Raw genomic sequence first — 15,647 nt, forward strand, 5'->3', positions numbered from 1 at the left:
CTACGCCCACATCTTCTTGCGAGAGGTTTTTCCGATCCCCGGATTGAAGCTGTTAGTGGGGTCAAGCTGGCGGTAGAAGTCTTCCAGCGCCGGTTGGGCCGCATAGAGATGGCCGACATTATGCTCGGCCGGATATTGCGCGCCGCGCGTATCGAGGATCGCCAGCATTTCTTCTTCCAGCGCGTGGCAGTCGACGCCCTTTTTGGCCAGATATTCCTGGTGTAGCACGTGGCAGAAGAAGTGGCCGCAATAGACAGTCTTCTCGATTTTCTCGGTAATCGAGGCCGGCAGCGTCTCGAACCAGTCGACCATATTGCGCGGCAGGGCGATATCGAGCGCCACGATGTCCTCCACGGTCTTTTTGTGCGTCGCGCGATAGCGCACCACCGATCCGCCCACGGCAAAGCGCTGCAGGAACGCCGCCTCACCCTCCGCAGGCGTGCACTCGAAAAACGCCGCCTCGCCCACGGGCACGCGTGCCTTCAAATACGCCCGCGCCTCGGCGCCCCCCTCGCCACCCATCTTGAGCAGCAGATGATGGGTAAACCGGTGGCGATAGGCGTTCATGCGCTTGGGCAGATGCTCGGGCAGCAATCGCGCCAAAAATGTCAGCACATGGTCCGAGATCGTCGACCCCAGCCCCAGCTTTTCGGTCACCCCGTCAAACCAGCTCTTGCCGGCGAAGGCTTTGGGCACGTTGTCGGTCCCGAACGCCTTGATGAAGAGATAGAGATCCTTCCCATACACCTGCGCGATTTTATAAGCGTCGCGGTGGATATATTCTCCGGCGATCGGCAGGTTCTTGAACTGGGAAAGAATATGGCGTCGAATCTGGCCCAGTTCGTTGGGATCGTTGGCGCCGATGTAAAAAACGGTCACGTCCTTGTCCGCCTCGAATGTGTCGAGCCGTACGGCAAAAACCCCGATTCGCCCCGCCGACCCCGAAGCCTCGTAATGCCGCCTTGGATCGGCATTGAACCGCGCCGGCGTCGACGCATCCACGTCGCGGATATGGTCGTGATATTCCCTGTCCGACGCCCATTGATTGCTGGCGTATGAAATATCGCTTTCGGCGTAATCCTTGCGGTCGAGCCGCGCCAGAATGGTTTCCGCATCTCCGCCCAGTTCGACGCCCAGATGGTTGACCAGATGCAACCGCCCCTCGGCATCGATCTGCGCAAAGATCGAAAACTGCGTGTAGGCAGGCCCGCGCCGGATGAGCGACCCGCCCGAATTATTGCACACGCCACCGGCCACCGATGCCCCGATACAGCTCGACCCAATCACGGAATGCGGCTCGCGCCCGATTGGCCGTAGTGCCTTTTCCAGCCTGTCGAGGGTCGCACCGGGCATGGCGATAACCTGCTTGCCGCCATCGATCAGATCGATCCGGTCGATACGCATCGTGTTGATAATGACGATCGGCCGGTCATACCCGTCCCCAAACGGTGTCGACCCCCCCGTCAGCCCCGTATTGGCCGCCTGGAAAATGACGATGAGATCGGCAGCGACGCACGCCTGAAGCACCTTCCATTGCTCAAGCAGCGTCCCGGGCCGCACTGCGGCCAGGATATCGCCGTCGCCATAGCGATAACCCTTGCGAAACCGCCGCGTAGCCCGCTCACCATGATAAACATGCGCGCGCCCCACAATGGCGGAAAAGGTTTCGATGAGCTGGTCCATAAAGTCTATCCGGTCGTCAAGAGTTCGGCCCGGCATAGCATGTCATCGCGCCGAGAACAGCCCGCAATTCGGTCGCAGAGATTGGGCACGAGGGTGGTGGTGGGACGCGAAGGCTTGCCGCCCTACGGCTTGATTTCGATTGCGCACCAGTGGTGGTAGGGGCGGTCCGGGCCAAAGACGCTGTTGGGGAAGTGAGGGTTGTTGATGGCGTCGGGAAAGATCTGGTCTTCAAGGCAAAGGCCGGAGAACGGACCATAATGTTGCCCATGCAATCCTTTCGTGCCTGGCTCGATCTTCCAGCCATTATAGACTTGAAGGCCTGGCTGATCGGAAAAGATTTCGAGAGTGAGCGAAGCGTCCGGAGCCCTAAATCGCCCAACCGCGTCAGCGAAATTGCGCCGCGTCGGCAGGGCGTAGTTGATATCGATCTCGATGGCGTTGCCCGCTTGATCGCGCATGGGACGGGGAGAAGAAAAGTCGAGTTCAGTGCCCGCGACCGGCACGATTGCGCCTGTGGGGATTTGACCTTCGCCGAGTTCAGTCACGGCAGTGCCGGTGACTTCCAACGTGTGGTCGAGGACGTCGCCCTGGCCCGTCAGATTGAAATAATTGTGCTGGACGAGATTGATCGGGGTGGGCTTATCGGACCGCGCCGTCCACTCGAGCATCAGCTTGTGGCCTTCAAGCCTATAGGTCAATTCGACCGCAACGTTGCCCGGAAAGCCCATGTCGCCATCGGGACTTGAAAGGGCAAGGGTCACGCTGGTAGGGGTGAGGGCAGTGACAGACCAAAGCGTTGTGGCGAAGTTTTTTGGTCCCCCATGGAGCTGGTTTTTTCCTTCGCTGGGCACGAGATCATAGTGGACACCGTCGAGATCGAACTGTGCGCCGCCGATCCGGTTGGCGACACGACCACAGATGGCGCCGAAAAACGGGCTTCGGGTCAAGTAGGGCTCGAAGCTGTCGAACCCCAGAACCACCGAGCGCATCGTGCCGTCGACCGGCACGCGCCAATCGCGCACCAGGGCACCATAGGTGAGGATCGAAATTTCAACGCCCGCAGGGGAGCGCAGAACAATCTCCTCGACATCGCGCCCCTCGAACCGACCAAACACAGTGCGATCCATATCCATCCTCCTTCGGTTATGCGCTGTGATAAGCGGGCCAGCAGGCGATTTCCAGCCCCCGCGAGGGCAAACAGAGTATCGTTTACGAAATGATGACGCAGGACTGGGCGTATTGCGCCGACTTCTCCCGATAGCCTTTTGCGCTTTCGAGAAGACGGCCGATGGCGGCATCGTCGAGACGGCGCGCCACGCGTCCCGGCACGCCAAGGACGAGCGAACCGCCCGGAATCACCATGCCTTCGGGGATGAGCGCCTTGGCACCGATCAGGCACCCCTTGCCGATACTTGCGCCATTAAGCACCGTCGCACCCATCCCGATCAGGGAGCCGTCGCCAATAGTGCAGCCATGAAGGCAGGCAAGATGGCCAATCGTGCAATTTTCGCCGATGGTGAGGGGGTATCCGATGTCTGTGTGCAGCACACAATTGTCCTGAACGTTCGAGCCCTGCCCGATCGCAATCCAGTCATTGTCGCCACGCAGCACCGCGCCGAACCAGACGCTGGACGCCGGGGCGACGTGCACGCGCCCGATGATTTGCGCCGAGGGGGCAACATATCCCGCGTCGCGAGCGATCTCGGGCGCCTGGCCGGCAAAACTGATCAGCGTCACAACGGTCTCCAAACATCTGATGCGCTTGGACATTAGAGCCTGAACCGAATCCGGTCGACCCACGTTTAAGAGCCATGCCCGCCCAAATGAATTATGCAGTGTTATCGTTTTCCCAAGTTACCACCCGCCCTTCGGCCGAGGAGCGCGACTGACACATGGCGCAGGTGATCGATCGCAATCTCCATATCCGGCGGATCGACACCTATGTCGATCCGCTCGTGCCGCGCGAGCGTGCCATAGTCACTCATGGCCATGCCGATCACGCGCGGCCGGGGCACAAGAAAGTTCTCGCGACACCCGACACCATCGCCATCATGCAAACCCGCTATGGACCTGATTGTGCCGGGTCGTTCCAGGCAGTGCCATTTGGCGAGCCCATTACGATCGATGAAGTGACGATCACGCTCTTTCCCGCAGGGCATATTCTGGGTTCGGCGCAGGTCTTGATCGAACAGGATGGCCAGAGGGTCGTCGTGACCGGTGATTACAAGCGACTGCCCGACACCACGGCGCAACCATTCGAATTGGTTAAATGCAACCTGCTGGTAACTGAGGCGACGTTTGGCTTGCCCGTGTTCCAGCACCCGCACCCCAGCCAGGAAATCGCGCGACTTTTGAAGTCGCTCAATGATCATTCCGACCGTGCCCACGTGATTGGCGCCTATGCTCTGGGCAAAGCTCAGAGGGTAATCGCGCTGTTGCGTGAGGCGGGATTTGACGCACCGATCTATCTGCACGGCGCGATGATCAGATTGTGCGACCTTTATATCGAACGCGGCATCGGTCTCGGCGAATTGCGTCATGCCACCGAGGCGAGCAAGGCCGAAATGGCCGGAGCGGTGGTGATCGCGCCGCCCTCAGCGCTCAAGGATCGCTGGAGCCGGAGGCTGCCCGATCCGGTGCTCGCCATGGCGTCGGGCTGGATGAGCGTTAAACAGCGCGCCCGCCAGCGCGGGGTCGAGCTACCGCTCGTTATTTCTGATCACGTTGACTGGCCAGAACTGACCCAGACCGTCACCGAAACAGAAGCTGAAACCATCTGGGTGACCCATGGCCGCGAGGAAGCGCTGGTCTATCACTGCGAGCAACAGGGATTAAAAGCTGAGCCGCTCAACATCCAGGGCTATGAAGACGAGGCGGAGGAGCAATGAAGCAGTTTGCCCAATTGCTCGAAACTCTGGCGCTGACCCCCTCGCGTAATCGCAAGATTGAGGCGCTGGCGGACTATTTTACCAAAACCCCAGACCCCGATCGGGGCTATGCTCTGGCAGTGATGACAGGGGCGTTGAGTTTTGCCCACGTCAAACCCGCGCGGCTGAAAGAAGTAGTTCTGGCCGAGGTCGATCCGCATCTTTTTGCGCTGAGCTACGACTACGTAGGCGATTTGGGCGAAACGATTGCGCTGATCTGGCCGCACAAGGGCGGCACCCGGGCGTTGCCGGCGCTGACCGATCTGATCGAATTGCTCAACACAACCCCCAAGGCAAAAATCGCTGACCTCATCGCCGAGCTGCTGACCAGTGCGGAAATCAACGAGCGCTGGGCGTTGGTCAAACTCGCGACGGGCGGGTTGCGCATCGGTGTGTCCGAGCGCCTGGCCAAGACGGCATTGGCCGAGATGAGTGGCAAGGACCTAAAGGACATCGAGGAAATCTGGCACGGCATCAAGATGCCGTATAGCGAATTATTCGCGTGACTTTCAGGTGCGGAGAACAAGCCCGAAATCGATCATACGGCGCGGTTTCATCCGCTGATGTTGTCCAACCCCATTGATGAGGCAAAGGATTTCGAAAGTCTCGATCCCACCGATTTTGTCGCCGAATGGAAATGGGACGGGATCAGGGTGCAGTTGATCCTCGGCGAGGGCCAGGCTTCGCTGTTCTCACGCACCGGCGAGAACATCGCCAACGCCTTCCCTGATCTGGTCGACAACGTCTTTGGGCGCGGTGTGCTCGATGGGGAATTGCTTGTCGGCCATAATTTCGAGCCTGCATCGTTTAACGCCCTGCAGCAGCGACTTAACCGCAAGACCGCTACAGCAAAGCTGATGGCTGAAGCGCCCGCCTTTATCCGCGTCTATGACATGCTGTTTGACGGCGACACCGACATCCGAGCGCAGTCCTGGACCGAACGGCGCGAGAGGCTCGAGGCCTTCTTTGCAACGCAACCCCAGACCCGGCTCGATTTGTCCGAGGTGATCCCATTCGCCGATTGGGACGCTCTCGGCACAATCCGGCGCAAAGGTGCAGACGAGAGCGGGCATGAAGGGGTGATGATCAAACTGCGTTCAGCGCCCTATGTGCCCGGGCGGCCAAAGGGCAATTGGTTTAAATGGAAGCGCGATCCCAATCTCGTTGATGCCGTGCTGATGTATGCGCAACGCGGGCACGGCAAGCGCTCGTCGTTTTATTCCGATTTCACCTTCGGTGCCTGGAAGGGCAACGAACTGGTCCCAATCGGCAAGGCGTATTTTGGGTTTACCAATGCGGAGTTGAAACAGCTCGACAAATGGGTGCGCACCCACACAACTCAGAGTTTTGGGCCGGTACGGGAGGTGGAAAAGGCGCTGGTGTTCGAGGTGGCCTTCGATAGTGCACAGGCTTCGACGCGGCACAAATCGGGCGTGGCACTGCGTTTCCCGCGCATCAACCGCATCCGATGGGACAAGCCAGCGCAGGAGGCGGCGCGGCTTGAAGAGGTCGAAGCTCTGATCCCGGCGACTTGAGCTTTTGCCAGCTCTAGCTCTCTGCCGAGCGCAGGAGGCGGCGATACTTCCGGAACTCGTGCAGGGTCTGGCTCAGCGTTACGATGCCCGACTGTTTGAGCAGCGGGATCATCTTGAGAAAAATCCGCGCTGTCGCCTCGGCATCTCCAATGCCTGTGTGGCGAGCCTCGGGCGCAATCTTGACGCCCAGCCGGGCTGCGAGCGCGTCGAGTGAGTGTTCGGCGGTCAGCCCGAATAGCATCGCGGAAAGCAGGACCGTATCGAGGACGGGATTGGCAAATTCCACGCCCGCCTCTCTCTCGTAACGGCGCAGGAAGGCCATGTCGAAGGGCGCATTATGAGCAACGAGGACGGCATCCTGTGTGAACTGGTGGAACCGCTGGCTGACCGCAACGATTCTAGGCTGATCGAGAACCATATCATCGGTGATGCGATGAATGCGGGTAGAGCTTGGCGGAATGGCGCGACCGGGATTGACGAGCATGTCAAAATTTTCCCCCATCAGCAGACGGCCGTTGACGATGCGGAATCCGGCGATCTGAACGATCTCATCACCTTTGAAGGGCAAAAGTCCTGTGGTTTCGGTATCGAAAACGACATAACTCAGGGCATCGAGCGGGCGCTCGTCGTCAAAGCCCGAAGCATCCGGACCCAAAAGATCGAAATCATAAAATTCGGGGCGCGGCTCGATGATCGGGTGTGCCGTGATGCTGCGAGCCTTACGAATGGGCATACGCAGAACCGCGTGGCCCCGGCCCAGATCTTCGGGCCAGAAATCGGAGCCGTGGTGGTCGAGCGCATCCCGTCCCGACACCGCGCCATAACCCGCAGAAAGAGGCCGAGCCAGCCATTGGTCGACCAGCGTGACCGAGGGCGGGGAGCCCTCAAAGCCGATTTCGATCATGGCGCCCTCGCCTTCCTCGCGGATCGTGAGCGAGAGCTGATCAATGCCGGCTAGAAGATGCCGCGACGCGCCCGCCAGAAGGTGGGCGATTGCGTAGCCGTCACAATTCAGTTGAAGTGGTTCAAGATGCGTAACGAGCGCAATCCCGCGCGCGTCGAGCACCTGCCGCAGCGCCTCGGCGATATCGGTCGCCTCGACATCGGACATCGGCCACCAGCCGCCGCGAGCAGTATCGAGCCGCGTGCCGAAAGCGTCGATCCAGGAGACCAGCGCGTCGGCCTCCGCAATCACGGCAGCCTGAAGCGCCTGGCGCTCGGACATAGACAGCTCGGGCATGGCAAGGACGTCGAGAGTCGTCTTGAGATTCGCGGCGGGGCGGCGAACGTATTCGACGATTTCGCGCAGCATCCGCTCGCGGCCGGCATGGGCGTTAAGGTCGGGAGTGACGTCGCGCAGGGTGAGCACATAGCCCGCGGCCCGCTGGCCGTCATTATGGACAAGCCGCATCTGCCCGTGCAGGACGCGCCCCCCATCGATAGTCGCGCAAATCAGGTCGACAGCTTTATCCTGCTCTGCACTGCGACAGAGCTGGTCATAGGCATGGCGGATAGGGTCCTCGCGCAATAGGCCGAACAGCTTGCGATCGAGGCCCACTTCGCCCTCACCGGCGAAAAGCGGAACGACTTGTGCGTTATAAAGAACGATCCGGTGCGTGGAGGTGCAAAGGATGACGCCCGCCGGCACATCGCGCAGGATCGCCGTCAAACGCAGATTTTCGGCAGCAATACGCTCGGTCTCACGCGCCACGGCCTCGGCCAAAGCGCCGCGCGTATCGGCAAGCTCCTTGGCAAGTGTTGAGGCTGCGCCGCCCAGATCGCCCAGGTAACGGGTGGGCTCGGCATCGATCGTCTCGCTGACCCCGGCGAGCGTGCGGGCGCGCAGATCGATGGCTAGGCGTGCGATAGGCTTGGCGACGTTTTCGTCAAACAACAGCCAGATGCCGGCGACCAGTCCTAAAAGTCCGAACCCGGCGACAAGTCCAGCTATAAGAAAACCGGAGGCGGGATTTTCGAGATTGGCGCGGGACATGCCCAGCCACATGCCCAGTCCGATCAGCGCCAGCCCGCCGAACGCGATTGCGAGGAAAAACAGCAGGAGCCGTATCCGCAAGCTCCATCGCTGCGCCAGATCAGCCAATGTCGGCATCGAGAAGTTCTCGCACCATGTGCTTGAGCTCGTGGGTCGAAAAGGGTTTGGTGACGAACTCGTCAGCGCCCAGAGCGAGCCCTTTGCGGCGCTCGATCTCGCCACCGCGCGCAGTGATGATCAGGATTTTCGTTGTGTCAAACGTTCTGTCACGGCGCATCGACTGACAGACTTCATAGCCGCTGCAGCCCGGCAGCATAACATCGAGGAGAACCAGATCAGGCCGCGACTGAGTTAGGGCCTCAAGGGCTTCTGGACCGGTGCGCACCCGCCGAAAATCATAGCCCTCTCGCTCCATCAGGAACTCGAGCGAAAGGGCAATGCTGTCTTCGTCTTCAATGAGCAGAACCGACTTAGCCATGGCGTGCCCCACTCATGCCGGGTCGCAGATAGGTTCAATCAGCGGATCGTCGGCAGCCATATCATGCCAGGTAACGCCATCGAGCGAGCCGTCCTCGGCAAACTGGACGTCATTATAAAGATTGCCGCGCCGCATCAATTCGCAATCAATGACAAGGGGCATAGCTGCCGGTGGGGTGCGGCGAGCGTAAAGATAGAGGTTGACCAGCGCCTGGCCGGGCGCCGCGTCATTACGCATGACGGTAGCGGTATCATAGGCCATGAACCGCTCGGTCACCGGAACGACATAGGACCATGGGCGCCAGACCGCGCTTTCGGGATAGGTCGCGACGACTTCCAGGCGCTCATCGAGACCTTCTGACGTTCTGTCGAACCAGTTGTAGTCGTTCCATACGAGATAGGAGATCATCGCAAGCCCTGCAGCGATCGGCGCCAACCCCCTGTGGATGCGGCCACCCGAGAGATGGCGCAGGATGAGCGCGATACCGGCGCCGGCAAACCCAGCGGCAACGGTGGCGATGAGGTCTATGAGCAAGATGTAATCCTTTAATTGAGCGTTGAGCTTTTGTGGCCCAGCGCTGCCTGCATTGTTTTTACGATGGCAAAGGCGTCGCGCAAATGACTGCGCTCGAGATCGGAGAGCGTCGAGGGCGCCATGAAATTGTCGGGCCTCGCCCCGGAACGCACCAGATTGGCCTGATGCTGCAGCCGGGTTTCTGCAATCAGATCGTAGGCGTCGAGCAGATCGCGACCGCCATTGCTGCTGACGATGCCCGCATCCATTGCAGATTCCAGCCGCGCCCTTGTATTGGCCGCTTCGATCCTGGCTTCGATGGCGTAGATGCGGGCAAGATCGACAACCGGGATGACGCCATTGAGTTTAAGGTCGAGCATGTCTTTGTGTTCGCCTGAGCGAATTGTCGCAAAGCCGCGAAACAGCCCTAACGGCGGCGTATGTTTCATGGCATTGGAAACCATGTGGGAAACGAAAATCGAATTGGCCGACGCCATGGCTAAGGTCTGAGTGTGAAGGCGCGAGAACAACGCTCCTTCCCCACCAATCGGCCGCAGATCGAACATGACAGAGGCCAACATCTGCGCCATCGGATCGGGCGTTCTGATCCAGCTTTCGAAATAGCCCTGCCAGACGCGGAGGGGTTTGCGCCAGCGCGGGTTGGTCGCCATCATGTCGCCGGGACAATAATAGTAACCGCAAGCATGAAGCCCATCGGAGACAATCCGGGCAAAGTCGGCGAAATAATCGTCGTCACCGGGCCGCGCCGCATCGTCGAGAATGAGGCAGTTGTCCTGATCGGAAATGCCCGTCTGCTCCTGACGCCCCTGACTGCCACACGCCAGCCATAGGTAGGGCACGGGCGGTGGCCCCAACTGCGCCTCTCCCATTCGCAACAGACGTCGCGTCACCGCGTCGCCCACATCCGTGATCATGCGCGTGATTACGTCATGGCGATGCCCGATGGCGACCAACTGGGTCAGAAGGTTTGGAATCCGCTGGACCACTTCGAGCATTTCGCCGACATCGGTGCTGCCCACGATGGCGCTGATCAGGTCGGCGGACAGCAGAGCTTGATAGCGCGTGAGATCGGACTGGGAAATGATTCCGACCACATGTCCCCGTCGCATCACCGGCAAATGGCCGATCGCGCGTTCGAGCATTTCGTTGAGCGCATCTGCGCCAATGGCTGAGTGATCGAGCGTCACGGGATCGAGCGTCATGACTTCGCTCACGGGGGTTTCAGGTGAGAGCCCCTCTGCAAGGGCGCGATTCGTGAGGTCGTTGGCGGTAACGATGCCCAGGAGCTTGCCCCTCTCGGTGACCAGAACCGAGGAGATGCCATTGTCCCGCATCAAGCCGGCAACACCACGTATCGAGGCGGTGGGGGCGCAACTGAGTGGGCGGTGGGTCATAAGCTCTGCAACGCGCGTGGCGGCGAGCGCGGCAGGTGGGGTGGTGTCGCCGCCTCCCAACTGGCGCGAGCGTTCGAAAAAGCGGGCGATCGCGGGATGGGCGTCGATAAGGGCCCGAAAATGCGGGGACGCAATGAGAAAGATTTGGGTCGCCTCGAGCGCCCGGGCCTCGGCGATGGCCAGCCCCTCGCGCATGAAGCCGCGCGCGCCAAAACTGTCTCCAATGCCCAGAAGCGAGAGAATGTCGCCTTCGGGGGTAAGTAGCTCGATTTCACCCTCGGCGATGACGTAAACGCCAGGCAGCCGGTCGCCGACCTGAAATATCGATTGATGCATGGGGATTTGTAGCGGGGTCATCTCGGCGGCAAGCGCCAGGCGATCGGCTTCCACCAGGCTGGCATACGGCTGGGTAGCAGCCAAAAACGCGGCGATCTCGGGGCTTTGCCAGCTCATGTGACATCCATGTGGCGGAGACGCTCCATGATCGATGGCTCAAAACCACGCCGTCGACAAGGTGGCTGGCCCGGAGTGCCGGGCCAGCCATGTTTGCTTAGTGAACGTGAGCCGCGGCTGCACCGCGCGGAACGCGGATACTTTCCACAAGGTCCTGCACGTCTTGCGGCGGCGGCGCGGTCACACGGGACACTGCGAACGCCACTGCAAAGTTGATGACGGCGCCGATCGAACCGATTGAGAGCGGCGAGATGCCGAATACCCAATTGGCCGCGTTGTCAGGCAGCATGTTGGTGCCGGGGATGAAGAACCAACCCTTGTAAACGAAGATGTAGATCGTCGTGAACACAAGGCCGGAGATCATGCCAGCCACCGCACCTTGCTTGTTGATGCGCTTTGAGAAGATGCCCATCATCAAGGCCGGGAAGATGGTCGCTGCGGCAAGGCCGAAGGCCAGAGCTACCGTCTGGGCCGCAAAACCCGGCGGATTGAGCCCGAGCCAAGTGGCCACCGCAATGGCGACCGCCATGGATATACGGGCAGCCAGAAGCTCTCCCTTTTCAGAGATCTTGGGATTGACCGCACCCTTGATCAGATCGTGACTGACCGCCGAGGATATGGCGAGCAACAGACCTGCCGCTGTCGAGAGCGCCGCAGCGAGACCGCCTGCAGCGATCAGAGCGACGACCCAGCCCGGAAGATTGGCGATTTCCGGATTGGCGAGAACGAGGATGTCATTGTTCACCGTCAGTTCCGAACCCTGCCAGCCGCGCTCTTCTGCGGTGGCTGCAAATTCAGGATTCTGGGTGCCGTAGAACTGGATACGACCGTCACCATTGATGTCGTTGAAAGTCAGCAGTCCGGTCGTCTCCCAGTTGGTCATCCAGTCGGGGCGTTCATCGTAAAGAATCGGCTCTTCCTGAGCACCAGCGGGATAGATCGTGGTCATCAGGTTAAGGCGCGCCATGGAACCCACCGCCGGAGCCGTCAGGTACAGAAGGGCGATGAAGACAAGTGCCCAGCCAGCCGACCAGCGTGCGTCGGAAACCTTCGGCACGGTGAAGAAGCGGATGATGACGTGAGGCAAACCGGCGGTGCCGATCATTAGGCTCATGGTGAACAACACCATGTCGAGCGTGCTCTGATGGTGGCCGGTGTAGCTGTTAAAGCCAAGGTCGGTCACGATCTGGTCGAGCCGGTCCAAAAGCGGCATGCCCGAAGCCGTCTCGGTCGAGAACAGGCCGAGTGCTGGGATAGGGTTTCCGGTCAACTGCAACGAGATAAAAATCGCCGGAATGGTGTATGCGATGATCAGGACGACGTACTGCGCCACCTGAGTATAGGTGATGCCCTTCATGCCCCCCAGAACGGCGTAGCAGAATACGACGCCTGCCGCGATGAACAGGCCAGTGTCCGAACTCACTTCAAGGAAGCGCGAAAATGCGACGCCGGCGCCGGTCATCTGCCCGATAACATAGGTGATTGAGATTACGAGAAGGCAGACGACCGCGGTCATTCGGGCTGATTGCCCGTAGAAACGATCGCCGATAAAGCCCGGGACCGTGAACTTGCCGAACTTGCGCAGATAGGGCGCAAGCAAGAGGGCCAGCAGCACGTAACCACCAGTCCAACCCATCAGATAGGTCGAATTGTCATAGCCGACAAAGGCGATGAGACCCGCCATCGAAATGAACGAGGCCGCAGACATCCAGTCGGCGGCTGTGGCCATACCGTTGGTGACGGGGTGAACGCCCTGTCCGGCGGCGTAGAACTCGGCCGTGGTGCCGGCACGGGCCCAGATCGCAATGCCGATGTAGAGAGCGAACGTGCCCCCAACCACCAGCAGGTTAAGTGTAAATTGGTCCATCTGTCCCCCCTATTCCTCGTCCACGCCGTATTCACGGTCGATCTTGTTCATGCGGATGGCATAGAAAAAAATCAGGACCATGAAGATGAGGATGGAACCCTGCTGGGCAAACCAAAAGCCCAGATCGGTTCCGCCGATCGGTATGAATGAAAGCAATGGCCTGAGGATGATCCCGAAGCCGAACGAGCAGAGCGCCCATACGATCAGACAGCCTATGACCAGTTTGATGTTTGCGGCCCAGTAATCGTTCCTGGACCTTCCGTTTTCTTCTGCCAAAATAGCTCCTCCTTTTATGCGCGTCCCCCCACCGGCATGCCTGTCGGGCGGCAATGGACACAAACGAAGGGAGCCCGAGCGAGCCCCCTCCTACGCCACTATTTATTGAGGCGATTCTCTATGAGATTATCGACGACGCCTGGATCAGCCAAAGTCGATGTATCTCCCAATGATCCGAAATCGTTTTCGGCGACCTTGCGCAGAATGCGCCGCATGATCTTGCCCGACCGTGTCTTGGGTAGCCCCGGCGCGAACTGAATGCAGTCGGGGGTCGCGATCGGCCCGATGTCCTTGCGCACCCAAGCCCGCAATTCAGCCTGCAGGTCCGGACTGGCCACTTCACCCGACATCAGGGTCACGTAGCAATAAATGCCCTGTCCCTTGATCTCGTGCGGATATCCGACAACGGCTGCTTCTGACACCTTGGGATGGGCAACCAGCGCGCTTTCAATCTCGGCGGTACCCAGCCGGTGCCCTGAAACATTGAGCACGTCATCGACGCGCCCGGTGATCCAGTAATACCCATCCTCGTCACGCCGAACGCCGTCCCCGGTGAAGTAATAACCTTTGTAAGTCGAAAAATAGGTGTCCACGAAGCGGGCATGATCGCCCCAGATCGTGCGCGCCTGGCCCGGCCAGCTGTCGGCGATGGCAAGCACACCTTCGGCCTGTTGGTCCTCGATAACCTGCCCTTCAGGCGTCAGTACGATCGGCGCGACGCCAAAGAACGGTTTGGTCGCTGAACCCGGCTTGGTTTCGATCACACCGGGCAATGGCGTGATCATCGATCCGCCAGTCTCGGTCTGCCACCAGGTATCGACGATCTCGCACCGGCCCTTACCGATATTTTTGTGATACCATTGCCATGCTTCTGGATTGATCGGCTCGCCGACGGTGCCGATGAGGCGTAGCGAGGAGAGATCGGCCTTCTCCACATGCTCGAGTCCAGCGCCCATAAGGGCGCGGATGGCGGTGGGAGCGGTGTAAAAGATATTGACCTTGTGCCTGTCGACCACCTGCCAGAAACGCGAGGGATCTGGCCAATTGGGGACGCCCTCGAACATCAAGGACGTCACCCCGTTTGCGAGTGGCCCGTAAACGATATAGGTGTGGCCAGTAACCCAGCCCACATCCGCAGAGCACCAATAAACTTCGTCGGACCGCGGATCGAATATCATCTCGTGGGTGAGCGATGCCCAAACGAGATAGCCGCCTGTCGTGTGCAGCACGCCCTTAGGCTTGCCGGTAGAGCCGGAGGTATAGAGAATAAAAAGCGGGTCTTCCGCATTCATCGGCTCGGGATCGCAGAACGGTTCGAAGCTGACGGCAGCCTCATGCAGCCACACGTCGCGCCCCTCGGCCATTGTCACGTTGCCACCGGTGTTTTTGACGACCACGACATTGGTCACGCCAGGACAATCGTCTAGCGCGGTATCCACATTTGCCTTGAGTGGCACGGAACGCCCGCCACGACGCCCCTCATCGGCCGTGATCACGACTGAACTGTCCGCATCATTGACACGTCCGGCCAGAGCATCGGGTGAGAACCCACCGAAAACCACAGAATGGACGGCTCCGATCCGGGCGCAGGCCAGCATGGCATAGGCCGCCGCCGGAATCATCGGCAGATAGATCGTGACCCTGTCGCCCTTTTTGACGCCGAGATCTTTCAGCACGTTCGCCAGGCGGCACACTTCATCGTGAAGCTGCCGGTAAGTAATGTGAACAGCGGCATCGCCCGGATTATCGGGTTCCCAGATCAGCGCAACCTTATCGCCGCTGCTCGCCAAATGGCGGTCGATGCAATTGGCGGACACGTTCAGAACGCCGTCCTCAAACCATTTGATCGAAATGTCGGGATAGGCAAAAGACGTATTCTTGACCGCAGTATAGGGCTCGATCCAGTCTAGTCTCTGTCCCTCTTGCGCCCAGAATTCCTGGGGGTCGGCCAATGAGGCCGCATATCGTTCTTCAAAGCGCTGCGGCGTCAGCCTTGAATGGCGCGCCTCTTTCGGGAACACGTGAGTGTTCATGGCCCTCTCCCTTCTCGAACGGGGCGATCAGCCGGCCAGGGGCCGTCCGCGCTCCATTCAACTGCGTGCACGAGGGCTCCATAGCCTTGCTGACCCCGCGAAAAGCAACGGCCAATTTGCGCGTGAACTGCGCGGGCAAAGGCTCATGGTTCTCCTCCCTGAGCGCAAATCCAGTTTAAGGATTCGTCAGCCACACTATCGTGTCATGTTGACACCGCCACAATAGAGTCCAGATGCCAAAAGAGATTTTTGTAAATCCTTAAACTGATTTACGCCGCAATCCGTCAATCCATTGACAGTGGTATTGGAATAGCGCGCGTGCCATGAGGCACATCCTCAGGATCGATCAAACTGACGGCGCAAAACTGGGAAAAAGGGGAATGGCGGAGAGGGAGTCCGCAAAACCCCTGTAAGGCGGCGTAATTCGCAATTTGCCGAGAGCCCTTGTCAGCGGGGGATTGCTGGCGAGGCTGT

The 15,647-nt window shown here is 59.7% G+C and carries 11 protein-coding genes and 1 pseudogene; 2 read left to right on the plus strand and 10 right to left on the minus strand.

The features are described from left to right. The 3 genes from dld to BLR31_RS01585 all read right to left on the minus strand — a co-directional run bounded on the left by dld (position 1) and on the right by BLR31_RS01585 (position 3,420). The gene (dld, locus tag BLR31_RS01575; RefSeq protein WP_090590310.1) at positions 1-1,683 is read right to left on the minus strand and encodes a D-lactate dehydrogenase; all 1,683 of its coding nucleotides are present in this window, start codon (positions 1,681-1,683) and stop codon (positions 1-3) included. Positions 1,684-1,805: 122 nt separating this feature from the next. Next, positions 1,806-2,810, minus strand: a complete 1,005-nt coding sequence (locus BLR31_RS01580; RefSeq protein ID WP_090591994.1) for an aldose epimerase family protein — start codon at positions 2,808-2,810, stop codon at positions 1,806-1,808. Between the two features lie 82 nt (positions 2,811-2,892). Next, positions 2,893-3,420, minus strand: coding sequence for a gamma carbonic anhydrase family protein (locus BLR31_RS01585; RefSeq protein ID WP_090591998.1), 528 nt, complete (start codon positions 3,418-3,420; stop codon positions 2,893-2,895). A gap of 155 nt (positions 3,421-3,575) precedes the next feature. On the opposite strand from BLR31_RS01585, the gene BLR31_RS01590 reads away from it, so the two are divergent. Both BLR31_RS01590 and BLR31_RS01595 read left to right on the plus strand, forming a co-directional pair. Next, the gene (locus BLR31_RS01590; protein WP_090590314.1) at positions 3,576-4,571 is read left to right on the plus strand and encodes a ligase-associated DNA damage response exonuclease; all 996 of its coding nucleotides are present in this window, start codon (positions 3,576-3,578) and stop codon (positions 4,569-4,571) included. Further along, positions 4,568-6,145, plus strand: a pseudogene (locus BLR31_RS01595) (cisplatin damage response ATP-dependent DNA ligase). The gene BLR31_RS01590 and the pseudogene BLR31_RS01595 overlap by 4 nt, the downstream one beginning before the upstream one ends. Before the next feature lie 13 nt (positions 6,146-6,158). On the opposite strand, the gene BLR31_RS01600 reads toward BLR31_RS01595, so the two are convergent. The 7 genes from BLR31_RS01600 to acs form a co-directional block, all read right to left on the minus strand. After that, positions 6,159-8,255: a 3'-5' exonuclease gene (locus BLR31_RS01600; protein ID WP_090590317.1), complete on the minus strand. Its 2,097-nt coding sequence runs from the start codon at positions 8,253-8,255 to the stop codon at positions 6,159-6,161. Next, positions 8,239-8,616 carry a response regulator transcription factor gene (locus BLR31_RS01605; protein ID WP_090590321.1) on the minus strand — a complete coding sequence of 126 codons (378 nt, stop codon included), beginning with the start codon at positions 8,614-8,616 and terminating at the stop codon, positions 8,239-8,241. Before BLR31_RS01605 ends, BLR31_RS01600 begins: the two co-directional genes overlap by 17 nt. 12 nt (positions 8,617-8,628) lie before the next feature. Beyond that, positions 8,629-9,150 carry a hypothetical protein gene (locus tag BLR31_RS01610; protein ID WP_090590324.1) on the minus strand — a complete coding sequence of 174 codons (522 nt, stop codon included), beginning with the start codon at positions 9,148-9,150 and terminating at the stop codon, positions 8,629-8,631. Between the two features lie 11 nt (positions 9,151-9,161). Then, positions 9,162-10,997 carry a DUF294 nucleotidyltransferase-like domain-containing protein gene (locus BLR31_RS01615; protein ID WP_090590328.1) on the minus strand — a complete coding sequence of 612 codons (1,836 nt, stop codon included), beginning with the start codon at positions 10,995-10,997 and terminating at the stop codon, positions 9,162-9,164. A 97-nt stretch (positions 10,998-11,094) separates the two neighbouring features. Next, positions 11,095-12,864: a sodium:solute symporter family protein gene (locus BLR31_RS01620; RefSeq protein WP_090590332.1), complete on the minus strand. Its 1,770-nt coding sequence runs from the start codon at positions 12,862-12,864 to the stop codon at positions 11,095-11,097. A 9-nt stretch (positions 12,865-12,873) separates the two neighbouring features. Continuing rightward, a complete protein-coding gene (locus tag BLR31_RS01625; protein WP_090590336.1) occupies positions 12,874-13,140 on the minus strand; it encodes a DUF4212 domain-containing protein in 267 nt (88 codons plus the stop codon). 98 nt (positions 13,141-13,238) lie between these two features. Beyond that, positions 13,239-15,173: an acetate--CoA ligase gene (gene acs / locus BLR31_RS01630; RefSeq protein WP_090590340.1), complete on the minus strand. Its 1,935-nt coding sequence runs from the start codon at positions 15,171-15,173 to the stop codon at positions 13,239-13,241. Positions 15,174-15,647: the final 474 nt, after the last annotated feature.

Origin of the sequence: Pelagibacterium luteolum (genome assembly GCF_900100665.1) — a bacterium.
In the GTDB taxonomy this organism is placed as follows: domain Bacteria; phylum Pseudomonadota; class Alphaproteobacteria; order Rhizobiales; family Devosiaceae; genus Pelagibacterium; species Pelagibacterium luteolum.